The organism is Neptunicella sp. (genome assembly GCF_048268085.1).
In the GTDB taxonomy this organism is placed as follows: domain Bacteria; phylum Pseudomonadota; class Gammaproteobacteria; order Enterobacterales; family Alteromonadaceae; genus Neptunicella.
The window spans coordinates 81,600-107,236 of record NZ_JBLWWF010000009.1 but is presented as its reverse complement, the minus strand read 5'-3'; the positions used below and the strand labels follow the sequence as shown (position 1 = coordinate 107,236).

The window sequence follows — 25,637 nt, the reverse complement described above, 5'->3', positions numbered from 1 at the left end:
CTGGGATGCAATATAAACCGATCGTATTGTTATACAATGTTGGCAAATTGCCCGTTGGTTAAGCGACCAAGATCGTTGGCCGATAACGCAATTTCTAGACCGCGTTTCCCCGCGCTAACAAATATGTGCTCAAAGTGTGTGGCCGAATGATCAATAATAGTTAACAGTGATTTTTTTTGCCCGAGAGGGCTCACCCCACCCAGCACATAACCAGTGCTGCGTTGTACATCGGCTTTATCCGCCATTGCCGCCTTCTTGACACCGCAGGCCTTGGCAAACTGTTTTAAATTCAATTTATCCGATACCGGCACTACCGCCACTGCTAGCTTGCCGTTATCCAGCTGGGCAACCAGGGTTTTAAACACCTGCGCCGCATTCAGATTCAGCTTTTCCACCGCTTCCAGCCCAAACGCCTGGTTATCCGGATCATGCTGGTATTCATGAATGTGGTAGCGAATCTTGGCCTTGTTGGCGGCATTAATTGCGGGAGTCATAGGGTCCTTTGATACAATGGTTATACAGAAACGGAAATTCGGTTGAGTAAAATAACAATTTTAATACGGGCAGGTACAGTAGCAGAGGGATAAAGTTTAATACCGGAATGTAAAATAAAGATTCATACTGAATGAGTGTTTTGCCAATAGTGTACGTTTAATTTGAATTTGGTCATTACTGATCTAAGAGCTTCATGGTGTTTGGATCTACGCGTTCGCTATCGAAAGCAACAACGTTTCCTTCGTAATCATACACGACCCCATCACGCTGTTTATTTCTGATCCCTTCGTCTATCAGTATTTGAACTGCTTCAAAATATTCACGGTTTGAGCACCCTAGCTTACTTTTTACAATACGATTTACTCCAGGCTTCCAAGGTTGCTCAGGGAGCAGTTCATTCACTTTGAGTGCAAATTCCATATCTATCACATGATTTTGTCTTTCTTTGATAGGGTTTGCTTCATGAGTATATACCCAAAATTCCTTCGCCTTTTCTATCCTATCTGGATTTGATATCGAAAATGCAGCAGATGCTTCTTTACATAGCTTTACGAAGAAACCTTTTCCCTTTAATCTCTTATCTGCTACATCTGATGAATATGTTTCTTCTATAAATTTCCATGTTTCTTCGACCAAATCTGTGGAGTATCTCGAAACCTGGAACTCTGATAGATCTTGACCAGTAAAATCATATTTTCCAAACAATCTTGATACTGCAATCAAGCTCGTGATCTGCCTCCATCTCTTTAGGAAACGCTCACCTTGTAAACCACTCCTGCTTCGAAAACTTTCTAATCCTTGATCAGTTGTTTTTAATACTGAAGCAACAATTGGGTAAATACTGATTGGTAGGTGCTCTGAAAATACTAAGTTATACGCTTCATCTGATCTCATAAACTTTGATTTGAGGTTGGATGCTTTTTGCGGGAGTTTTAGAATAAGATTAACAACACCAGATGCCAGATATAGGGGTGTGATTGTTTTTGAAGAAGGATTGCCAATGTTGTGATGATAGTTTTTTCTTCTTTCGTAATAGAAATCCGAACGTTCAAATACATCTTCAATATCTCTTTGTATCTTGTCAGTAGCATGGAGAGAAGCTAATTCAACATCGGTCTGATTATTTGTTGCTCGTATTATTGAATCTCGAACCTCTTCTTCTTGTGAAACGATTACTTTTACTAATACCGAACGTTTTGAGCTATCAATACCACCTGCTTCAAAGTATCGAAATATTGATTCGGATGTTTGTAGTCCATTGACAATTTGGATGTCCTCTAAATTTATACTATCACCCACAACGCTAGCAGATGTTGCTAACAATGTTACTCCATTATTCAGACACCAAAAATCTGTTGATCCATTGTTTTCTAAGGTGGATTTAATATCTTCATTGACTCGATTTAGACCCATAAAATCACGAACATTAGAATCAAAAAGATATCTTCTCAATTTTCCGTTATCTGAAATGAATTGATAGTAATCGTTGAGGTTGGCAAGAAGAACGTATCGTTCTCCACTCGAAAGGACTTCCGAAAACTTTAACTCTAGACTAAAGTTCGGAATCATTCTATGAAGTGCTATTAGTTCGCTTGCACCAACAAACTCAAATTGGGCCTCACAATTTCCAAAAAAGTCTTTTGTAATCGAAGATATCTGTTTCGCTCGAGCAACTACTGCATCGCCTATGTCTTGGGTGTTTCCTCGTGATGCGTACGCGTAGGATATATTGAAGCTACTTAGTCGTGGGGATAACTTTCTGTAAGCAAATTTTAGATTTTCTCGACAGTTCACAACATCATTTGAATAATTTCCTTTCAGCTCATTGGTTTTTGTACTGAAGTCGAATAGCTCAGATAAACTTGCTGCCAGATTATCAAGGGGGGCTTGTTTAAAAGTCTCATGATGCTTACACGTGATAATTCGTATTTCTAACAAAGAGCCTGAACGCGGCCAAGCAAATCCTTCCAAATCCATCAGAAGGTGGCCATTAATAAATATATAAAACCCGTCTATTCCACCGTCATCACGTCCGTCAACGGATCCAAACAAAATTTCTTCCTTTGATAAATCATAAGGCTTGAGCCACTGCTCAAAAGCCAAGTATTCAAACGCTTCATCTCGCCTACATGAAGGGACCTGATTTTCTACTCGCTCATCGATTATTCCATCTAATAAAAAGGCATCATTTCTCGCCATAACACGTCCTAATTATATTTTGTGTACAAAAATTTAATATTGAGCAACTGGACCATTCTTCTACTGTAATTCGTCTCGCTCTGATTCTTAGCTTATTGATAGCAAATTTATGTAATGCTTACCAGAACGTATTTAATGGTAGATTAGTGAAAACTTTGAGCAGGTAAAACGACATTTTAGGTCGTATTCTTGATGAATAAAAAGGGTCGTATCTAAACTACCCTTCTCAGATAATCCCCACTCTTCATAAATGGTAGCGAGTTGGGCTACCAAGGTCCGCTTTTAGCTCTTGCAACCCTTCGCCAGTATAAAGCTATATTACTCTTCTACAGCGAAGGTAAAAAACATTTGTTAGAAATCACCCGGCGAATATAGCCGGGTGAGGATAGGGGAAACGGGAGAGTGGAATTACTGGCCCAGTTGCAGTGGGCCGGTGTTATGTTGCTGGTTGTTTATATCCGTTACCTTTAAGCTAAATTCCAGTTGGCGTTGTTCGGCGGGCAATTCAACCGTTAGCTCGTAGGGGAATTCATTATCGGATAGTGTTTGCTGTTGACCATTGCTATCGGTATAGGTCAATTCAAAGGATGATACCTTGCTGTCATCATCACGCAGGTAGATATAAGCCCGATTACCCAGTTCTCCTAGCTGGATCAGCATGGCGCGGGCATTGCCAGCTTCGATCTCAAGGTAGTCATTGTTGATGGGCTTGCCGTGTTTTTGCAGCTTATCCTTGAATATCACCTTGGTTTTGGCACCGGACAGTTTAACTACAGTGATACCCTGGGCTTTAACCTGAATACGCAAAGCGTTGCCATCCAGTTTGGCCTTATCGGTTAACTGGTTTTGTTGCCAGCTTTTTACTGATACCGAATCAGCCAAGTTGACCTTGTCCGGGTTAATGGTGGCGGTGGCATTAACTATCAGATCCGACTGGTTGGTAAAGGCAATAAACAAGTCATCGCCCCGATAACCGGCAATATAATTCAGCTCGACATTATCTATGCTCAGCAAACCTTTTGGCATCCACAGGTTAACGCCCTCTTCGTCATAGAACTTGCCGGGTTTGTGGCCATAAAACTTGTTCTGCAAATAGGCGTAGCCTTCGATATATTCCGACGGGAAACTGATTTGTCCGTCCGAACGGTTCAGCACATCGGTGACCAGATAATCCAGTAACATCGAGGCTTGCGGCAGAATATGGTTGTAATGGAACGAGTTCACGCTCAACTCTTTATGCTTGTGTAGCGGATAGTCCGGTTTTTCATAAATGGTGGTGCGTGCTGTATTGATATGGTAGCCGGGGAAGTTGCTGTAGCGGCCAATGATGGCGGCCTTGGCCACTTCTTTTAGGAAGCTGTCATTGCTGTAATAACCGATTCGCAGCATCCACGGCGCGTAGTTGGCCATAAAAATAGCGCGATGGCCGCTACTGGTTCCGGATGATTCCGGAGTTAACCCGGTTTCGGATAATTTCCAGGGCGCGACAAATTCTTCCTTGGCGTACATCTGTTTATGGCCTTTGGATTTCAGGTACCAATACATGGGAGCCAGCCCGTCTTTATTCACCAGTACATCCTGCTGAGGGATTTTGGGGGCCATCCAGGTAAACATAGTGTATTGGCGGGCGGCTTTTTGCGCGCCATCCAGATAACGCTGCTCTTGGGTGACTTCATACAATTCCAGCAGTTCAATAAACTTGGGTGTGTACTGGGTCCAGAAAAAACCGTGCTCGTCGAATTTTTCAGCCGGCTGGTTTACCCGGTTAGCCAAGTATTGATCGGCGCCTTCAATGGCTTTTTGCAGAAAGTTCTCGTCACCGGTGCTTTTGTAGATCCACAGCGCGTTATACCAGGTGTTGCCTTGCTGGGCGACATCCAGATTGCGTACACGTGAACTGTTAAAGGCTTCCTTGGCCAGGGTGACCAGAAACGGATTATTTTGTCCCAGAATATTGTACAACGAGGTCAGCTCGGACACCGGTGCAATAGGCCCCAGCATTTTACGTGAGGGATGTTGAATTTTTTGTTCAGGGTCCAGGCTGAACAGAAATTTTTCCCGTGACAGCATATATTCCAGCGTCGGATAGGCGCGTTTTTCAAACATGGTTTTATTGTCTGTCACCATGGCCAGCTCCAGCGCCGACAAACTGGTGACATTTTTAACCGCACCGGGCACATCGGTGGAATAGGCTGAACCTTTTAACTTGTCAACAAACCAGGCATAACTGGACAGTGAATAATCGACAATATTGTCGAAGGTGGTATTCAGCGAGGCAATTTCGTTGTGGCGATAATCACGGAATCCGTACACATCACGGGCAATATGTTCAAACGCACCACTAATTTGTTCGGCCTGCTGGTTAACCAGATAAAAGCGGAAATGGAATTTCTCATTGCTGCCCATATGGGATTCAATTCCACCCATTACCGGGGCGAACAGCATAGGTTGCGCGTCACCTTGTGTATTGCGTAATACAATCCCAAACCGGCTGTTATCGGCCAGGGGTAGTGGGCTAAAAGGGAATTCATCCGGATGGGCCAGCACACCGATATTGCTTTGACCTTGTCTAACCAATGTAGTCGGTAAAGGAGCGCGATAGGCCAGTGTCAGATAGCTGTTATCCGGAAATTTCTTTTCCTGCCAAATCATCGGTTGCCAGATTTCGTCGGCTTTGTTCAGGCTGATAGCGGGTGCACCGCTATAGCCTACCGAATAGTAACCCGCCTGTTTAGTATTTAACTCGAAGGAAACCAGAGGGTAAGGTTTGCTACTTATATCAACCGTAGCGCGCAGACTAAACCCGGGCTGTTCGACATAATCGACAAATACCAGCGAGCCTTCCTGCTGGATATGTTCGGGTGTGAGCTGAATATTGCGGCCACTGGCAAAATAGTTGTTGGTGCGGGAGTCGGCAGAGCCGTTCAGTATTGAGTCATCAAAACCGTCACCGGACTGGGAGGCATCACGTTTGATGGCTTTTACATCGGCCAAGTCCTGACGCACCGCCAGCCAGGTTGGCACGTTATATTTAACATTGGGAATGGACGCAGGCAGCAATTTCATTTTGGGATCGGATTCACGGTATAGCAGAGTGAAATTCAATCCAAAAGTTTGACTTTGGCCTGCTGCATCGCTGATAACCAACTGGTTATTTAACAATTTGGTGGTTGCTGTGGGGGGCGACGAAACTGTGCTTTCGTTGCTTTGACAAGCAAACAACAATACTGAACAGCTCAGTATTATTATTTTGAATGTTGGCTTAATCACTTCATCTATCCTCTTTATTCATAATAGCTGTTGGCGTTTTGGTGCTATTTCACAATCACTTCGAACAATGCAACGGGCACATGCTGGTTGGCCCGTTCAAGCTGAATTTTTAGCTGACGAACCTTGACCGGATTATCCAGTTTCAGGTGATTGAGTGACTGATAGTTATCTTTTACCGCTATCAGCAGGTTGTCGTTCTCGTCCACAATCCGGTAGTTGGCCACGCAAAACGGAATACGATCTTCCGGGTGTCCCATTAAAGAGGATTCCAGTGCGTGATCAAAATCGCCATCCAGATGCAGGATGATTTCACTGACGGTCTGCTCTTCTGGCCAGTCCAGCGTCAGTTCGGCGCTAGCCTGCTCGGTATCCGCCACCCAGGCGTTGGACTTAAGATAGGGGCGCGAATAACCGTTGGTCAGGTTGCTGGCAGAAAAGTCCTCGATAGCCGGACTAATGTGCATCGCAATATTGTGCCCGTTCGGGCGACGTTCCGGTGTCCAGAACTCAAACTCATGCATGCCGATATCACCTTCGACAATCTGCTTACCTTTGTTGGATACCGCCTTGTTTTCGCCGTTAAATACCGATACCAGTCCGCTGATACGGGTATGAGAACAGGCAATCTCGATATGTTCGTTTTGCAAAAAGCACAGCATGGCGTACAGATCTTGCTGCAGGGTGTTGTCGAATTTAATCGACAGATGATGATCACCGGCCTGTAGCTCAAATTGCTGCTGCTCTATTATCTGTTCAGGGGTGTAGTTTTGTGCTTGCTGGCTGACACAAAGTTGTGTCGTCAGTGTGGTTGGTTGGTGCACTTTAACCCGCACATCAAACTGGTATGCCGTGTCTTTTTTAAGCGGCAAAAACTGTCCGGCCGAGACTTTTAAGGGTTTCCAAAGTCCGTCATCGGGCAAGTTGGTCAGAGATAGTTCGCTACTGGCGGTAATTTGTGCCTTGGCGGCCAGATTGTTGCTACTTTGCATCGGCACACCGGGAATAAAATGGCCCTGTTGGTTAAGGGTTTGCTGTAATCGGCCTATATGCGTCGATTGCCATAATTCGGTAGGGGTAATCTGCTTTTGCAAGCAGTAGGCTACCGCGCTGCCAACTGCCTGTCCGCCATGTCCGCTGGTGGCCATAACCCGGGTTGAACCAAAGGCGATATGCGACACGCTGATAATGCGCCCCGCCAAAAACAGGTTATCCATATCCTTGCTGACAAAACAGCGCAACGGAATTTGGTAAACCCCTTTGGCATGATATTGGGTACAAGGCGGACGATCACTGTAAACGCCGTCACCGGGATGGTGATCGATTGCCCAGCCACCATAGGAAATGGCATCGTCGAATTGATGTTGTTCCACCACATCCTGCTGCACCATAAAATAGTGACCCATAAAACGGCGGCTCTCGCGTTTACCGGGGATATTACCCACCCATTCGAGAGTCAGGTTGTCTACCCCATCAAACTTGCCGCTGTTTTTAATGTAGTCCCATACACCATAAACGACTTTCCATAGCTCCCATTTGATCTCTTCGGTCTCGCCAATCGTGTCGCTGTTACCGCCGTATTCAAGCCACCACAAGCGTGGGCCAATATCATCGCGTTTAATCCGTTTAATCCGATCCAGCGCCATTTTGTCGATGGACGCATAGGATGGGGCGACAAACTTGACCGGTTTGCCGGCATCTTTGCTGTAAAAATAAATCGAGTGGCCGAGTAGTTCCTTATTTTCGTCAGGTGGCGCCATTTTCTCACCAAATTCATCGCGGGACTCTGCACCGATACGGAACGACGCACCCGCCTGAAAAGCCACAATACCGTCACCGGAAGCATCACAAAAATACTTGCCGGTTAGTTGATACATAATGGAATTCTGCGAACAGAAGGCTTCCACCGATTCAATTTTGGTGTCGGAACTTTTATGCGTGGCAAAAACCGCCGTATTCAGCAGTAACTTGATATTAGGTTCGCTGGTGACTTTATCCAGCAATATGGTGTCGAAAATTACCGTGTTACCTTCTTTGTTACGGAACATATTTTCCAGCAAAATTTCGTTAATCACCCCACCTTCGCGGGACCAACGGTTGTTGTTGCCCATATGCGAGGTGGCACCCAATATCCATAATCTGACTTCGCTTGAAGCGTTACCACCTAATACCGGACGATCTTGTACCAGAGTCACTTTCACTCCTGAGCGGGCAGCAGCAATAGCTGCGCACACTCCGGAAATGCCTCCGCCAACCACCACTAAATCTGCGTCAATGGTTTTATGGACTGATTGTCTGCCTTGTGGCATCGCTTGTTCGTTTAACATGTTTGGTTTCCTAAATTAACCTGCGGTCTTTTGGCTTTGGCTAAGCGCAGATGCACGGTGTTTTCTGAACATAAAAAATAACGGGGGAAGGGTAATGATTAACCCGACACTGATGGTTTCGGTATTGGCGGTATCTGTCATCACGCCAAGCGCGATGATTAGCAGGCCAATACATAACACGCCGATGGATAAAATCTGCAGGCCAAACTGATTGGCGTCGTTTGGGGTGCTGTTAATAGTTTCGACGTCGGCAATGGCTGCCTGACGTTGCTGCTCGGATTCTATATAGCGCTGATAGTCGGCATTGGGCTGTGCACGTTGTTTATATAGCATCTCGAAGGAAAACAGAATGACCACCGGCACCATGACTCCCACCATCATTTCGGTCGCCCGGGACAGGGTCAAGTCCAGCAGTGACGGGGTAACAAACTTGAACAGCAAGTTAATTGCCAGACTCAATAAGGTGGTGATTAGAATACTTTTGCCCGTTTGGCGTTTGGAAAAAACTGCCCAGATAGGTGGTAAATATAAAGGTGCGCCGGTGAGTGCCGCAACGCTTAATACTACCTCGACAATGCCGCCCATACCTTGCACTGATAGCGCTACGGCAATGGCCAGAAAACCGAATACAAAAGTCGACAGACGCGCCACCTTCATTAACTTTTCTGCCGGAAACTGCGGCTTGAATGCCTTGAAAATATCGTTAGTAAAGACTCCGGCGGCAATATTAATCGTGGTATTGACCGAACTGGCAGTGGCAAAAATCATTGAACCCAGGATCAAGCCCAGCAATCCGTCCGGCACCACTAACTTACTCATTAACAGGTAGGCTTCTTCGGCTTCGGTGCCCTGTAAATCGGGATTCACAATGCGGTAAATCATCGGTGGCAACATCCAGATAATGGGCGCCACCAGATATAAACTACCGAATAACCAGCCGACCTTGCGGGCGCTGGAAGGTTTGGAAACACTGGTATAGCGCTGTACGTAGGCCCAGTTACCACCAATAAAAACGGTGTTATAGATCAGGAAGGCGAGTAAAAATACCCAGCTGTATTCATCGTTATAAACAGAGGCAAAACCTTCCGGCAATTTGGCAAAAAACTGGCTGACACCGCCGATTTCACCGAAGGCCAGCGGAATAATAATAATCACCGCGGCGCTGAGTACCACAAATTGCAGCACGTCGGTGATTAGCACCGCCCATAATCCGCCCACTGTGGTGTAGGCAATAATGAAGAGCCCCAATACAATAATCGCCGTATCGAGCGGAAAACCGGTGGAAACTTCGATGATTTTGCCTACCGGATATAGAAAAGCACCGGCAGTAAACAAGTTAATAAACAGGAAAGCGGTGGAATACAGTTTTTGCACCGATTGGCCCAGTCGCCGGGTAATAAAGTCGGCTACAGTGATCGCGCCGGTTTTATTCCACGCCGGAGCGATAACAAAACCGATAACAAAGCCTGCAATCGCCATGGTGGTTTGGATTGCAACCGCGACAAAACCGCTGGTATAGGCAATAGAACCCCAAACCACAAAAGTACCCACCGAGAAAAAACTCATAAACAGCGATAAACCGCTGATCCACCAGGGAACATCGCCACCGGCAGCAAAAAAAGACTTCATGCTTTTTCCGCTGCGGGAAAACATCATGCCCAACACCAGTACTAATACTGAAAATGTCAGTGCGGTGTAGTAATCAAAGCTGTTCATATTTAATGCCATCAAGTTGTTGATTCATACGTCGAATCCTTAAATAAGTGGAAAGTAAACACTATGCATACCACTGAATATTTCCCGGTTAAACCTGAGTAAAGCAGATTGGGGTTGATAAATGCCCATCTATTTCTGCAATTGGCAATCTAATAGGATTATTCATTTCCATATTTAATATCGGAATAGGGCGCATTGTGTATCTATATGTGACATTTGTAAAGTGAGAAATGTTAATGAAGTGTCACTTATTCGTCTCTCGTTAGCACAACCAGTCCGTCAATTGTTAATATATCTGTTCGTCAGAGCCGGTGAAAACAGGGCTTGAAACAAGGTTAAGCAGTCTCTTTAAGGGACGGGATGAATTGCCGCAAGGCAATAAAGTTAATGCATTAGTCGATTTTGTTGTTTGTCTATTGAGCAACTTTGTTGGCTGTACAGGCCTTGTTGGTCGTGGGCTGCCACCAGATCAGGATAATAAATTGTTAAAAAAATGTTTTTTAGGGTTGAAGTATATCTAAAATAGCAACATAATGCGTCGACGTTATCAGCCGGAAGTTTATTAATATGAGTCTCAATCGCAACGCGCTGGACTCTTGCTTCGGGTAACTAAATAAAGAATGACGAATAAGACGCAATAACTAGCTATTTAGTGAAACGTTAAGACCCAAAAATAAAGATCCAACAGGAGATCTCAGACATGACTCAACAATTCGAGAAATCGAAATTAGCCAAACTGGTAACCGCAGTTTTGCTAACAGGAAGCATTCACTTTGCCTACGGGCAAGATCAATCCAGTACAGACAAAGACACAAAAGCAAAGAAAGACGATACCGAAGTGATTGAAGTGGTCGGTATTCGGGCCAGTCTGGCCGAAAACCTGAGCCGCAAACGTTTGTCCGATACTTTTACCGATGCTATCGTTGCCGAAGATATCGGTAAGTTACCCGATGAAAACCTGGCGGAAACACTGCAACGCGTTGCCGGTGTGCAGATTGAGCGTGAAGATGGTGAAGGCGCCAGTATTACTATTCGCGGTATTCGCGAAAACCGCCTGGAAGTGAATGGCCGTACACTGATTAGTGCTTATGGACGTGGCAGCAATGCCGGTCTGATGAATTACTTTCCCTCTGAAATTGTCGGTTCAGTGGAAGTGCAAAAAGTCTTAACCGCCGATATGACGGATGGTGCCTTGGGTGGAACGGTAAATATTACGACCCGTAAGCCACTGAATAAAAAAGGTCTATGGGGTGGTGCGACCGTTAAAGGCATGCTGAATGATTTAAATGATGATTCAGGTTACAAATTTAACGGCTTAATCAGTAATACCTTTAATGACGATACCATGGGTGCCATGATTGGTGTCGTGTATGAAGACCGTCCTATTACCGAAGATCGTTTTTACAGTAATGGTGACTGGCGTTCCGGTAAACCCTTCGACAAGCCACCTGCGGACTGGGACGAAAGTGTCACCAACTCTGTCCCCAATCCTTACTATTTTATGTATGACCTGCGTTATCAGCGCAAGCAGGAAGAACGCAAGAAAACCGCAGTAAATGCGGCATTCCAGTGGCGCCCTAGCGATATGCTGGATATTAACGCCGATATTCTATATGCGGAATATGACTACGACCGCAGTCGTGGCTGGATCCAGGCAGTGACCGATACCGATCTGGATCGCTATGTGAAAGATTCATGGGTGATTACCGAGCACGATGCACGGGTCGCCGGTAGCTTAACCAATTCGGTTTTAAGTAATCATGAAGGTTATCAGCAACCGCAGGATTTCCTGACCGGTGGTGTTAATGCCAAATGGTATGCCGACAGTGGTATGACGGTATTTGTCGAATATGCCTTTACTGAATCGAACGATGTCGGTGATCAGCAGTTTGTGCAATTGAACAAGACTAATGTTGACTTTTCTTATGACTTGCGCGGCGTCACTGTACCGCAGGTGAATCTGCCTGATTTGTCCGATCCTAACGGACTGGTGGCCGGTACCTTATATGACAACCGTACCATACGTGAAGCGACCGAAGATTCTTTCCGTCTGGATATCGAGATCCCGCTGAACGACGGCATTATCACAAATATTAAAACCGGTCTGCGTTATTCCGATGTCAGCGCTACCCGAGAAACCTGGGGTAAACGAGGCGTCGGCCCGGAAGGTGATCCTAGTGGTCGTGATTTTTCCGGTGCTGAAGTGACCAGTTTCACCCGCGCCGGTATTGTGACCTCTTCTGTAGTCAATACCGATTGGGCTCAAAATGCGTTTAAATATCTGGATATGTCGGACATTCTGCCCGGCGCAGACGTTGACTTACCTAACAAGATTGTGGTGATTGATACTCACCTGATTGGTAATGGCGGATTTGGTTATTCAGATGTGTTCTATGATGCGCCGGTGGTCAGTTTTGACGAGAAAGGCGCCATTGTGGATGACACCATCGCCTCTGCCTACGTGCGTTTTGACTTTGAAGCCGGTGAGTGGAAAGGTAACTTTGGTGCCCGCTATGCTAAAACCACCACGGATGTAAACAAATACGCGTTAGTCGACGGAGTGTTACAGCCTTACCACGACAAAGGCAGCTATTCGGATTTTCTGCCCAGTATTGTAGCAGTGCGTAACCTGACCGACGATTTGCTGTTGCGTTTGGGTGCCAGTAAAACCATTAGCCGTCCCAGCACCAATAACTACGCTCAGGCGGATCGTATTGTATTGGTAGCCGATGATCCTGCAACACCGAATACCGACGAGACTGAAAATTCATGGGCGTCATTGGCTAATGCTGATCTCCAGCCTCAGCGTGGAACCCAGTACGATGCCTCTTTGGAATGGTATTTCGACAAGCAGTCGGCACTGGCGTTAGCGGTGTTTTATAAAGAACTGGATAACCAGATTATTCAGGATTCAATGGAAGACACTATCGAAGGCTATGGTGATCAGATCTTCAGGATCACTACTCAGCTAAATGGCGGGGGGGGCGAGCTGAAAGGTTTCGAGATTGCCTATCAACAACATTTCAGCAATATGCCTTACGCCTTTATGGACAAAATGGGGATGTCGATTAACTACACCTATCTGGATAACTCCACCGATGAAATCGATCCTCGTACCAACAAATCCATCGGCATTGATGGTGTGTCAACCAACAGTGTCAATATCCAGCTTTATTATGAAGACGAAAAGTTAAGCACCAAGTTGTTATACAACTGGCGTGACGACTATTACGACCGTCTGGACCCCATCACCACCAGTACCGCTATTCATAACAAGGGGCAGCCGTCACTGGATGCCGTGGTCAGGTATAAAATCGCCAAAGGTTTCTCTGCTGAACTACGCGCAGTCAATTTGCTGGATAGCGCCAAAGAAGAGTATGCCGGCTGGGAGCAATATGTTGCTACCTATGCTGAAACAGGCACCCGCTACACCTTGGGTGTCAGCTACCGCTTCTAACCACTCTGCTGGCTAAGGGCTTCATCATCATCGGATGAAGCCCTTTTTTGCAATTTTTCTCGTTGTGACGTTTCACTATCCGAAGGCTAGAGATTTGTCGGCTGCCGGTCTGAATCAATCGAAATATTGCCATTTACACCACTATTGAATGAATGGATAAACAATATGAGAACCTTAACTTATCCCTTGAAGCCGGTATTAGCTTATCTGCTTCGCTATTATCAATTACTGCTACTGCTGACCGGTTTGCTTGGTTCATCGGTGGCTTATGCTGAGATGAGTGTTGAGCAATATCAGATGCTCGGCAATCAGCGGGTCAACCGCACCACATTTGAATACGAAGTCAAGCTAGTGGCGTTTAATGCCGGCACTACTGCAACCAATATCAAGGCTCGCATCAGTAGCGATGATCCGGCGATTGTGTTCAGTGATAACGAAGTCAGTTTTGCCGATCTGGACAGCCAGACGTCGGCCTTAAGCTCCGACAGCTTTCGGGTCCGAATCGACAGGCAAACGCCTTTTTCGACCGACAAGCTCAATGTGGCCTTCAGCTTTGAACAAGCCGGTCAGGATGAGGTCACCAGTGTCGTTGCAGGGCAAATTTATCAACTGGAAAATCTCGATTCCAACACCTATCTAACGGTTGAAACTAACGCCGTTTTAAACAGTTATGTCTCCATCAACAATCCTCGAATCGAGGATCTCACTCAGCTATGGACTTTTATTGAAGTCGCCGGTCAACCCGGTTATTACAATATTAAATCTCTGCATAGTGCTTACTATTTGCGCTGCTTTGATCCGGATCCGGCCCGAACTGACGAAGGCAATGGCGCCAACGTCACCGTAACCCATAACCCACAGCTTGACTCAGCTATGTGGGTCGCCACTTTCCTGCAAGAGCCTGATGCCGCAAGCTTTTCCATTAGCTGTAAAACCGGCGACTTTAATTTACGTGGCTATGATCCTTACGGTAATCCTAAACAGGGGGATGGCGCTTATGTCACCACTCAAAGCTGGTCAGATAACGCTGAGCTGAAATGGCGTTTGCATCAGGCTGATTTACCCGCAGGATTTGCCCAAATAAGCGTGACGCCCGGGCTGGGCAAATTTCAATTTGCTGACGTGAGCTTAACCGATCTACAGGGCAATAACCTCAATCCGGGCCATCCCGGAACGGGTATAACCGGGGTGGCCGATGTGCTGATCCCGACCAACCTGACAACACCGGTTATGATTCAGGTCAGCGGTAACAGTGACGCCAGCTACTATGATTTTCTATCCAACAGTGATGTTCCGCTGGGAGAAGACGAACGCCTGAGTGCGGTGATTAATCCGGGGGCTGCTGAGTTTGGTGTGACCGCCCTTACCGAGATTGCCGCTAATATTATCAGCCGCAGCGAGACAGTGGACGCGGGACTGGTTGATCAGGTCAATCAGGCCGTCACCAGTCATTATTCTGCCGGATTAAACAGTATTTTAATTGCGCCAACCATTATCGATGACCTACCAGCCGCAGGTTCGCTGGGAAATAGTCAGGCCGATGTATATACCGCTAACCTGATTGCGCTGGCTAACAGTGCTGATCATCAGAACTACAGCAGTATCCAGATAACGAATGCGTTGGCCGAAGACAGTCTGGACGGCAGTGTTGACGGTAAACTGGAAAGCTACGCCATTAACAATTTGCCCTATGGGGAATCCGGTTTTAGTAGTGTGTTCCTGAGTGAACTCGATACCGCTATGACAACTTACACAACGGTGGATATCAACACTGTTGATAGCTCCGCGACAACCTTTGAGTTGAGTGATATCCAGTCGGTCATCAGTAACCTGGATATTAGCGACCTGATTGCCAGTTATGAAAATCAGGCAACCACAGGTCATCGTAATAGCCTCTATGCCTTGTGGGATTTGAATGACGTGCAGAACAGTGGCTCACAGGCCAATGATAACTCGGGTCAGCAACGGCACCTGACTATCAGTGACTGGGACGGACTCAGTGTGGACGGGCAAAATTCGCCGGTGGCGAAACTGATTCTGGATGATCCTGCTGCGCAATCTGATTTGCACGGTGCCGTTCGGGGTAATGCTTTGGCCAACAACCCGCTGGATTCGTCATTTGTGCTGCACACCGCATTGGCTGAAGCGGATATGGCCGCCATGCAGGAAATGACCATTTCCATGTGGGTACGGCCTGCCGATAATCAGAAAGGCTATCTATGGTCATTACAGGATGACAATAACAAGTCCATCGGTTTGCAAATGTATAACAACGAGCGGCTGCGTTTTTATTCCGAATCTTCCACACCCAGAATGCCGGGATTTGTGACTACCAGCGTGCTAGCAACGCCCAAATTTAATGCGCCGGTACGCAATGATGATATCACCGCAGGCTGGATGCAGGTGGCGGTGGTGCTGAAAGCACAGCAAGGCGTGAAGTTTTATCTGGATGGTGAGTTGGTGGGCGAAGTCGCTATGCCTGCACTGGATCTTACCGGCATCCGGGATTTTCGTTTAGGGCAAACTTATGAAGCCAGCCCAACCCGGGCATTTGTAGGCTTGATGGATCAGGTCAGGATCTATCAAAAAGCCCTGACGACAGCCGAACTGCTCAGCGATTATATTGAAGATTCCACCCATGGTCCCTGGGCTTTCGAGATCGATCAGCCACAAGATGCCAACGGTTTGCATGAAGGCGATACCGGTGTGCAGATGGTGACAATCACACTGGATAGTCTGCAACCTACTAATGGACTGGAATACGATATCAGCCAGGCTAATCCAGCCGGTGCTGCGGATGTCATGAGTCATGGCGTACATAACGTCAATATTATTAAACAGGCGTTGTTTGATGCCAAAACCGATAGCAGCTATGCGGGTAAGATAGTCAAGATACAGTTTCCGGCTAATGGTGAATATTATGTCGGTGATAGCCGTTACTATGCTGGCGACAGTATCACGATGACAGGCATGCATGATGTGATTATCGATGGTAATGGCGCCAAACTGATTCATGTTGCGCGGCGTGGATTCTTTAGTCTTTATCAGGATGCCAATAACCAGCCTAATCAACGGATACTGATCCGCAATCTGACGCTGGATTATTTTAACGAGGTGTATCCGTTCCAGACCAAGGTCAGTATTGAAAAACTGGGTAATAATCAGGTGCGGCTGACGCCGTTAAGTAACGCGGCATACGACTACAAGCAGTATATCGATAATATCGGTGCCATGATCACCTGGGCAGGCACTGATACCGACTACCCCAGCAACAAAGTCGGTGTTTACAGCGGCACAGGTTCATCGCTGTTATTACCTTTTGAGAATCTGTATGCGCTGGATACCTTGACTGGCGGCATAGTCGGTGGGCAGGAAGAAGCCAATATCGGTTCATACCCGATTAGTATTGAAACCGATGGCACTGCTGTACTGGATTTAAGCAGCAAGCCCTCTTATTACAGTGATATGGTTGAAACGCGTGACTACATGGTCGCACATTACGGCGGTAAGCGAGCATTTTCGGTGCAGCAGACCGAGCATTTGAGTCTTGAAAATGTGCAGGTTATATCCAGTCCGGGTAATGCCTTGGCGGCTTTTGGTGGCGTCCGTTACTTGAAACTGGAAGATTTTGTCTCTGCCAAAGATCCTGACGAAACCGATCCCAATGCGGTGGTCGCGACTAAAGCCGACGGGGTATTTCTGTTCCACAATCGGGGGAACTACCTGTTCAAAAATATCCGCTTAGAAGGGGGAACTGAAGATCGTATGGTGATCCGTGAACTAACCGGATTTAACCCCCAGTATGTATCGGTTAACCAGATGGTGGTGTGTTACGCCTCCAATGCTCGTCCCGCCAGCTTGGCACTCCCTGGTGATATTTATGAGCTGCGTGACAAAGACATGAACTTTATCTGGCGCGGTGAGATAACCAGCAATGAAGTCATTGACGGGAAAAAAGATGATTATCTAAATGGTGAGATTGATCCCGAAACCGGTGAGGAAATCTTGCAAGTTGATCCCAGATGGGCGCTGTATAAGGATGCCCACTATTCGAACGGCACCGCTGAGGCCAAAGCTTGTAGCTTGCTGACTTTTAATCAGCCGGTACCGGGCGATTCTACTGCTGTTTATCGCACTGATACCATGGTGCATCACTTTAATCCGGACGGTAGCCGTTTTAGTTCCAACTACATTCTGATTGGTTCTTCTTTCGGTGAAAATCGCGGTAATGGTGCCAAATTCTCCTCACCGCATGCATTGATTGCCCACAACCGTTTTGCCAATAGTACCCATCAGGGCGTGAAGTTCCCGTTGATGATCGATATGAAGGCTTGTACTAATTCATGGGGAAATAACGGTTCCGGTGCCCGCAATGTGATTTTCTCGGATAACAGTATTCAAAATGTCGGTCGCTGGATTGCCATTGAAGGAAGTAACTTCAATACCATGCCACCGGCAGCATTGAGTATCTTTACCAATCGTTATAGTCCGCAAACCCAGCAAAATATAAGCTGTAGCCATATGACGCTGGATGCAGGGCAGAACCCGGTTGATATTCAATGGCAAAGCCACTTTGTGATCAAAGATAACCGGATTGCTGACTCACAGTGGGGAGGAATATCTATCCAGTCTTCCCGTTATGTTCTGGCACATAATAATGAATTGATTCGCACCAACCAACATGCAGGTCGCAATGGAGAGCCGGCCTATTTCAGTGGCGCCGGTGCCTTGCAGGCGACTCAGTCCAAACAGGTTGTTGCCTGGGATAACAAGGGACATGAACTGCCACAAAATTTGGATGTGGTTTATTTTGACGATCCGCTAACTGACGATCTGTACGACTTTAGTCAGCGCGCTTATCAGCCACAGTCCAACCTGCTGCTTAACGGCAACTATGAAAATATCCCGGCAGGGCAGGAAACGGCCACCGAGATTCAGGATATTCCCGGCTGGACCGAGTGGAATGATCTGGATGCCAGCTTTGTTCAACAGTCCGAATTTTCACACAGTGGGCAATATCAACTGGTACAGCAATCCAGCAGTGGACATTACGTGAGTAGCAAGCAGCTGGTCAGCGGATTGACTAATGGCACCTACCGGCTGGAGGCTTGGGTCAAACGTAATGGTGACTTCGACCTTGCCCGTTTGAGGGTGCTGGATCATGGTAGCAGCGAGATCAATCTGAATATTGAACAGGACAACAACTGGCACAAGCTGGTGCTGGACAATATTCCTGTTACCAGCGGCCAGTTACAAGTGGTACTGACTAGCAAAACCACTCAGGGTGGCGCTTCGGTGAAACTGGATGATGTGCTACTGAAGCGCATTGAATAAATAGCTGAAGTCGCCGGACTGTGTTGCACAGTTCGGCGCCGGAGGATGGAGAATTACAGATGAAAAACATAGCACTGGGAATAATCCTGCTGATGGTGAGTGCTCTCGCCAAGGCCAGTCTGATCGAGCGACAGCTTAGTCACCAATCAAACAATCGCTGGGTAGCGGAATATCGTCTAACCAACAACAGCCTGTCAGCGGATATTGAAGAGTTCAGTCTCTATTACGATTTTGGCCTGTTTGATAATTTGCAGCTGGTCGCCGCACCGGATGGCTGGGATGACAATCCTTTTATCGATAATCCCTTTCAGAATAGCGGTTTCGAGTTTGACGGTATTGTCGATTTTCTGGTGGATGTTGGTGCCGCCGGGATTGCCAGCGGCGAAACGTTGGGTGGCTTTATGGTCAGTTTTGACTGGCTGGGGCAGGGCGAAGTTGCTGATCAGGCGTTCGAGATACTCGATCCGGCCACTTTTTCGATTATCGACAGTGGCACCACTTTGCAGGTTAGCGTGGCCGAACCGGCAATGATGCTGCTGTATCTGTTAGGTCTGATTGCCCTGTTCGTCCCGCGTAACAGCAGACATTACCCTTGACCCAATAATTGAATGGAAAACAGAAAAATGTTGAGCAGTAAAATATTGAGTAAAATCCTCTGTTTATGCGTCTGGTTGCTGGCAACGCTGAGTCAGGTTGCTCAGGCGAGCAGCTTTAATCTTGTCGAGCAGCAGGATAGCGTTGAAATCCATACCGACAACTATTTGATGACAATAGACAAGGCAGGTTTTCGCTACGCCTTTGCCAAACCCGATGGCTCAGTATGGCTGGATAAACATGCTGATTCCGGCCTGACTTTTCTGAATTCCAATGTGGTCACAACGGAACTGCTTGAGCAGGATAAGCAGCAGGTGGTGTTCAAGGTGACCAATGAGCTGGGGATTGAGGCTCGGGTGACTGTTACCCCGTCGTCACACTATCTTAAAATGGCCATTGCGTTGCAAGATGAAGGCGAATTGCAAGGCTCTATACTGGCGCGCACCGCCGGATTGTCGCCGGCTTATGGTTTGGGTGATCATGCTGCACGTCGCAAAAATCAGAGCACAGAAGTAAGTGGTTACTCCAGTCGCCACTTTGGCGCGCTAACGGATGGCAAACCGTCACGTTTAACCTCAAATTTTGTGATTTTCCCCAGCCAAAAACTGGCACTGGTGAGTGTCGAACCTGACAAGAAAATCGTTAAAGTGACCCGCGATGAACTGGCGCAGGGGGTTGAATACGGTGCCAGTATCCCTGCGCTGTATTACTTTTTTGGTGAGCCTGAACAAATTTATGCTGACTTTAAGACTGTTCGCGATCAGGAGGGGTATAAGGTCTATGCCCCTAAATATGAATGGTTTGGCGTGGGTTGGGAAGCCTGGGGAGCGCTGGCATGGGACACCAATGAACAGACCATCAGACACAATGTTGACCAGTATTTGCAATTGGGCTTTCCGCTTGACTGGATGGTGGTAGGCTCGGGATTCTGGCCGAAAAAAGATCCCACCTTTCTAAGTACCACCAGCTTCGGCTTGTGGGACAAGACACTCTACCCCAATCCTGAACAGATGATTGAGTATTTCCATAACAAGGGACTGAAACTGATTTTGGGCTTGAGGATCGCCTTTATTCCCAACGGGCCATTTACTCAGGAAGGACTGGACAAAGGTTATTTCATCAAAAAAGATGGAAAAGCGCGCCTGTTCCGGGTGTCATTCCCCAAACCGGAAAGTTATTTTCTGGATGCCAATAATCCCGCTGCGGTGGACTGGTATATCGAACTGTGCAAAAAGTGGTTGTCCTTTGGGGTCGACGGCTTTAAAGAAGATCTGTTTGGCTATGAAATTGAAGATTTGCCCGACGATAAACTGGACCCGGTCAATGCCAGATTAATGGACATGGGCGCCTATGTCATGGGGCGTAACGGCTATTTAGGTTCGCCAATGGATTTGCATCGTTTTGAGGATTTTAACTACGACCAGAATCAGGATCGTGGCCCGATAAACGGCCTGGCGTTTGCGTATAGCGGCTTTCCCTACGTGTATCCGGATATTGTTGCTGGCAAAGGGCTGCACAATATGGAATTTGGTGATTTTTCCGGTCAACAGCTCAGAACCTACTTTATCCGCAACGCCCGCTATGCTTCGATGAATCCGTCGATGTCCTTTGGCTACGGCGTCTGGAACCTCGATGATCAGCACACTACGGATATGGTGCGTGATGCGGCACTCGATCATCATCGCCTGCAACCTTTTATCTACAGTGCCGCGATTCGGACTTATCAAACCGGCTTTCCCTATACTATGACGCCGCTACCGCTGGCGTTTCCGGATGACGCCAAAGTACATGGCCGTGAGAATAATCGGGTTCGTGGTTATCAATGGTTAATTAACGATACCTTGCTGGCCTATCCGCTTTATGGTGATGACTATGCCTCAAGTAACAGTCGTGATGTCTACTTACCGGCTGGCAAATGGATTGATTATGATGACGGAACCCTTTATCAGGGGCCAAGGCTGTTGAAGAACTTTGCCATTCCACTGGAAAAAACGCCGTTATTTGTTGGTGGCTCGGGTCTGGTGGTTGAGCAGCAGGATAGCGCGTTGGTGGGGCGTTTATATGCTACTGGTTTTACCGGTAACGTGCCATTTTTTGGCAAAGATGGCGTGACTCAATCCATTATCGAGATTAAGCATCCGGTGGGTAAATCGGTCACTGTCACAGATACTCATACCCAACAACAGGTGGAAGTGACGCGAGTGCGACATGCCTATCAATTCCGGTTTATTGCAGGACATAACTATGTGGTTGAATAAATGGTTAATGGCTGGACTGGTTTTACTGACACTGGCCGGTTGCGCCACTCCACAGCGACTGGACAGTCCGGATGGCGAAGTCCAGGCCGAAATTTATCTGGATCAGGACAATAGTCTCAAATACCGCTTGAGTTATCACCAAAAGCCGACGGTACTGGAGTCATCGATGGGATTTGTCACTGCTGAAGGAAATTATGGTCGTCAGGTCAGATCGATTAAGTTGCTGGATAGTAACAAGGTCAATGATGTCCGGCAAAACAGCTTTAATCCCAAGTCGGTAAAGGACGTCTATCAGTATTACCGGTTTGAAATTAGCCAGGACGCGGGTGACTTTATTCTGGAGGCGCGCTTATATAACCGCGGCTTTGCCTTTCGATATCTTGGCCACAACAGCAGTCCAGAGCATTTAACCAGTGAGTTGACGTCGTGGCAGATCCCGCGAGATGTAGATGTATGGTTTTTTGAACGTGACAGTGACTGGAAACTGAAATCCTACGCCGGTATCTGGACTAAAACCGCGATTGATTCGCTGCATAGTGTTTCGTCTCAGGGGCCTATCCAGGGCAAGCCGCTGGTGATGGCATTACCGCAAGGCGGTTATATGCTGCTAACCGAAGCCGCACTGGCTGATTATAGCGGTATGCGTTTTAGGGCAGATAAAAACCGTCAGTTAAGCGTTGATTTTACCGAGGGAGAGCAGGGATTTATCCTGAACAAACAGTTCCGCTCACCCTGGCGGCTTGTCCAGTTTGCTGATGATCTTGACCAGTTAGTTAATACTCACATTATCCAGAACCTCAATCCACTCCCTGTTCATGACCTGTTCCCCACCACCGACTGGATTAAACCGGGACGGGCGGTCTGGAGCTGGTGGTCCCGTGATGACAGTTATATGTCACTGGCCAATGAAAAACGCTTTATTGATCAGGCCGCAGAATTGAAGTTTGAGTATGCCTTGATTGATGATGGCTGGGAAAAGTGGCACAACCCCTGGCGACAATTAACCGAACTGGTCAATTATGCCGCTAGCAAGGGGATCAAGTTATGGGTCTGGAAAGATTCCAAATATCTGCTCCATCCAGCCCAGATGACCCGCTTTCTGGATCGGGTTAAACAGGCCGGTGCGGTGGGGATTAAAGTCGACTTTATGAACAGTGAGGCCAAACAGCTCATCGACTTTGATATCGAATTATTGCAACAGGCTGCCCGGCGTGAGCTGATGGTCAATTTTCATGGCTGCCAGACCTCAAGTGGTGAATATGTTTCTTACCCCAATGAACTCACCCGGGAAGGTATTCGCGGTATCGAACTGAACATTATGGGTCAACCGATTCCGGCATCGCATAATGCGGCGCTGCCTTTTACCCGCATGCTCACCGGACCGGCAGATTATACGCCGCTCGCTTTTAGCAAACCGGGTGATACCAGTTGGGGACATCAACTGGCGACGGCATTTATTTTTGATTCTTACCTGTTATCCATGGCTGAAGATCCGGGCTTTATTCTTGAGCAGCCGGGTTTGCATTCGATTGTTCCGTTATTGCAAGAACTGCCAGTGGTCTGGGATGAAACTCGGATCTTGCCACAGAGTGAGATTGGCAAGCTGGTGGTGATGATGCGGCGTAAGGGCGATGTGTGGTATTTGATGGCGCTTAATGGTGAGGCGCAAAGCAAACAGCTTGATATTAACTGGCAACAGCTTGATGGCCAGTTTAGTCAGATAGATAGCTGGCAGGATCAAGGACAACGATTTATTCGTCATCAAACCACTTCCATCGACCAGAGTAAAAACCTTTCAATCAATTTGCTGGCTAATGGCGGTGCAGTATTCAAATTGTCGCAGTAAATAATCAGGAACAAGACTATGTTTAGTTATAAACAAGCTATCAAACAATTATCGTTGTTACTTTGCAGCGGACTGCTGCTGTTTGGTGGACCATTACAGGCAGAAAAATTCGACAATCTGGCGATGACGCCACCGATGGGCTGGAATAGCTGGAATGATTTCCGTTGTGAAGTGGATGAGAAAATGCTGCGCGAAACCATCGATGCGATGGTCAGTTCAGGTATGCGTGATGTTGGCTATCAGTATGTGAATATTGATGATTGCTGGCATGGTGAGCGTGATGCGCAAGGGTTTATTCAGGAGAACAAGCAGCGCTTCCCCTCCGGAATGAAAGCATTGTCTGATTATGCACACAGTAAAGGACTCAAGTTAGGCATCTATTCGGATGCAGGCTGGCAGACCTGTGCACGTTTTCCGGGCAGTCGTGGACATGAATTTCAGGACGCCCAGGTTTATGCCAGTTGGGGAATTGATTATTTGAAATATGACTGGTGCTATTCAGAAGGTTTAAACGCCGAAGGGGCCTATCAGACTATGCGTGAAGCCTTGCATAAGGCTGGGCGGCCAATCTTGTTCAGTATCTGTGAATGGGGTGAAAGCAAACCCTGGGAATGGGCTAAAAATGTGGGCCATCTGTGGCGTACCACCGGTGATATTTACGCCTGCTGGGACTGCGAAAATAAATTCCCCACCTGGTCGACCTGGGGCGTATTGAAAATTCTGGATATGCAGGAAGGCCTGCGCAAATATGCTGGCCCGGGACACTGGAATGATCCGGATATGCTGGAAGTGGGCAATGGACTGACCTACGAACAAGATCGGTCCCATTTTGCCTTGTGGGCGATGCTGGCGGCGCCTTTGATTGCTGGCAATGATATTCGTCATATGAGTGAGCAAACCAAAGCGATTTTGACCAACAAAGGTATTATCGCGGTCAATCAGGATGTTCTGGGTATTCAGGCATTCAGGTTAAAGTCCTATAGTGATAACGATAATCTGCAGATCTGGTTCAAGCCGTTGGAAAACGGTGACTGGGCGATGGCAGTATTAAATCGTGGTGAAGATACCGAGAGCTTCCGTTTTGACTGGCGTCAGCAACAGGTAAAAGATGATCTTTTTCAGTATGATGCGGCGTTCGATAAAGCCAACTACCGTATTACCGATCTGTGGACTAACAAAGAACTGGGGCAGACACTTCAGCAAACCACCGAAGTACAAATAAAGTCGCACGATACCTTTATTGTCAGGCTAACAAAAATCTGACCGGACTGAATGGACTAACGGTGATGAATAGTTTTTACGGATTGCTATCAATTTAGGGTAAGCTTGTTGGATTATTTATCCTTGTTGGTCATTAGTTAAAAGAATATGCAGTTTTACGAAGCGAAATTAAAAAAACACGGAAGTCAGCTAAATCGCAGTCTGATCGACGGTATCGAAGTACTACAGGGACTAGCGTCGTTTGAACGCCCGGTTGGCTGTCGTGAGCTGGCACGTTATCTTGAGCTGGATATTACCCGGGTTAACCGGTTGTTGCGTACCTTGGCGTTTGTCGGTTTTGCTCGTCAGACGGACGACCGTAAATATACTACCGGACCGGCGATGCTGGTGCTGGCTGCACAAGGGTTGTTTGCCTCAGGAGCCACCTCAAAAGCAATTAAACCGTTGGAAGAGCTGCGTGTTTACGGGCTGGTGGTGGCGATGGGCGTGCTGTGGCACGACAAAGTGACTTATTTGTATCACTCCTTGCCGGATATGGGGTCTGAAAGTCCGTTAGGTCGCTTGGGCTACTTTCCGGCTACAGAATGCGGGGTGGGCATGTCGCTACTGTCCGAATTGGAAGATGAAGAAATTATTCATCTGTACGCGGACAAGGAAATTCCTGGTTATCCTGACGGAATTGACAGCCTGTTGCAGAATATTCAGCAAATCCGCGCACAGCAGTTTGTACGTATGGAAACGCATTATAAAACCCATTTACCTCACCATTCGGTCACGATCGCGGTTAATGTTAAAGGTTCAATGCACAGCGCCATTGCGCTGTCAGGCTGGATCCCGGATGCCGCCACCGATGAACTGGTAGATACACTGAATCGCATCGCCAAAGATATTGAAGAGCTATCGGATTAGGTTTTGACAGATAA

The 25,637-nt window shown here is 47.1% G+C and carries 12 protein-coding genes; 7 read left to right on the top strand and 5 right to left on the bottom strand.

The window, feature by feature from the left end; genetic code table 11:
• Positions 1-29: 29 nt before the first annotated feature.
• The 5 genes from ybaK to ACTD55_RS09285 all read right to left on the bottom strand — a co-directional run bounded on the left by ybaK (position 30) and on the right by ACTD55_RS09285 (position 10,004).
• Positions 30-494, bottom strand: a complete 465-nt coding sequence (ybaK, locus tag ACTD55_RS09305) for a Cys-tRNA(Pro) deacylase (protein ID WP_438864052.1) — start codon at positions 492-494, stop codon at positions 30-32.
• A gap of 175 nt (positions 495-669) precedes the next feature.
• Positions 670-2,694: an AIPR family protein gene (locus tag ACTD55_RS09300; RefSeq protein WP_438864051.1), complete on the bottom strand. Its 2,025-nt coding sequence runs from the start codon at positions 2,692-2,694 to the stop codon at positions 670-672.
• Positions 2,695-3,102: 408 nt separating this feature from the next.
• Complete coding sequence (locus ACTD55_RS09295; RefSeq protein ID WP_438864050.1) at positions 3,103-5,856, bottom strand: hypothetical protein; 2,754 nt, start codon at positions 5,854-5,856, stop codon at positions 3,103-3,105.
• A 152-nt stretch (positions 5,857-6,008) separates the two neighbouring features.
• On the bottom strand, positions 6,009-8,288 hold the full coding sequence (locus ACTD55_RS09290; protein ID WP_438864049.1) for an FAD-dependent oxidoreductase: 2,280 nt from the start codon (positions 8,286-8,288) through the stop codon (positions 6,009-6,011).
• 15 nt (positions 8,289-8,303) lie between these two features.
• Positions 8,304-10,004 carry a sodium:solute symporter family protein gene (locus ACTD55_RS09285; protein WP_438864048.1) on the bottom strand — a complete coding sequence of 567 codons (1,701 nt, stop codon included), beginning with the start codon at positions 10,002-10,004 and terminating at the stop codon, positions 8,304-8,306.
• Positions 10,005-10,704: 700 nt separating this feature from the next.
• Between ACTD55_RS09285 and ACTD55_RS09280 the strand changes: the two genes are divergently transcribed.
• The 7 genes from ACTD55_RS09280 to ACTD55_RS09250 all read left to right on the top strand — a co-directional run bounded on the left by ACTD55_RS09280 (position 10,705) and on the right by ACTD55_RS09250 (position 25,623).
• Positions 10,705-13,461 (top strand): TonB-dependent receptor, encoded by a 2,757-nt coding sequence (locus ACTD55_RS09280; protein ID WP_438864047.1) that lies wholly within the window; start codon positions 10,705-10,707, stop codon positions 13,459-13,461.
• A gap of 165 nt (positions 13,462-13,626) precedes the next feature.
• Positions 13,627-18,795, top strand: a complete 5,169-nt coding sequence (locus tag ACTD55_RS09275) for a LamG-like jellyroll fold domain-containing protein (RefSeq protein ID WP_438864046.1) — start codon at positions 13,627-13,629, stop codon at positions 18,793-18,795.
• A 59-nt stretch (positions 18,796-18,854) separates the two neighbouring features.
• Positions 18,855-19,391 carry a hypothetical protein gene (locus ACTD55_RS09270; protein ID WP_438864045.1) on the top strand — a complete coding sequence of 179 codons (537 nt, stop codon included), beginning with the start codon at positions 18,855-18,857 and terminating at the stop codon, positions 19,389-19,391.
• A gap of 27 nt (positions 19,392-19,418) precedes the next feature.
• The gene (locus ACTD55_RS09265) at positions 19,419-21,647 is read left to right on the top strand and encodes a TIM-barrel domain-containing protein (protein WP_438864044.1); all 2,229 of its coding nucleotides are present in this window, start codon (positions 19,419-19,421) and stop codon (positions 21,645-21,647) included.
• Complete coding sequence (locus ACTD55_RS09260) at positions 21,634-23,493, top strand: glycoside hydrolase family 97 catalytic domain-containing protein (protein ID WP_438864043.1); 1,860 nt, start codon at positions 21,634-21,636, stop codon at positions 23,491-23,493. Before ACTD55_RS09265 ends, ACTD55_RS09260 begins: the two co-directional genes overlap by 14 nt.
• An 18-nt stretch (positions 23,494-23,511) precedes the next feature.
• Positions 23,512-24,756 carry a glycoside hydrolase family 27 protein gene (locus tag ACTD55_RS09255; protein ID WP_438864042.1) on the top strand — a complete coding sequence of 415 codons (1,245 nt, stop codon included), beginning with the start codon at positions 23,512-23,514 and terminating at the stop codon, positions 24,754-24,756.
• 105 nt (positions 24,757-24,861) lie between these two features.
• Positions 24,862-25,623, top strand: coding sequence for a helix-turn-helix domain-containing protein (locus ACTD55_RS09250; RefSeq protein ID WP_438864041.1), 762 nt, complete (start codon positions 24,862-24,864; stop codon positions 25,621-25,623).
• Positions 25,624-25,637 lie beyond the last annotated feature (14 nt).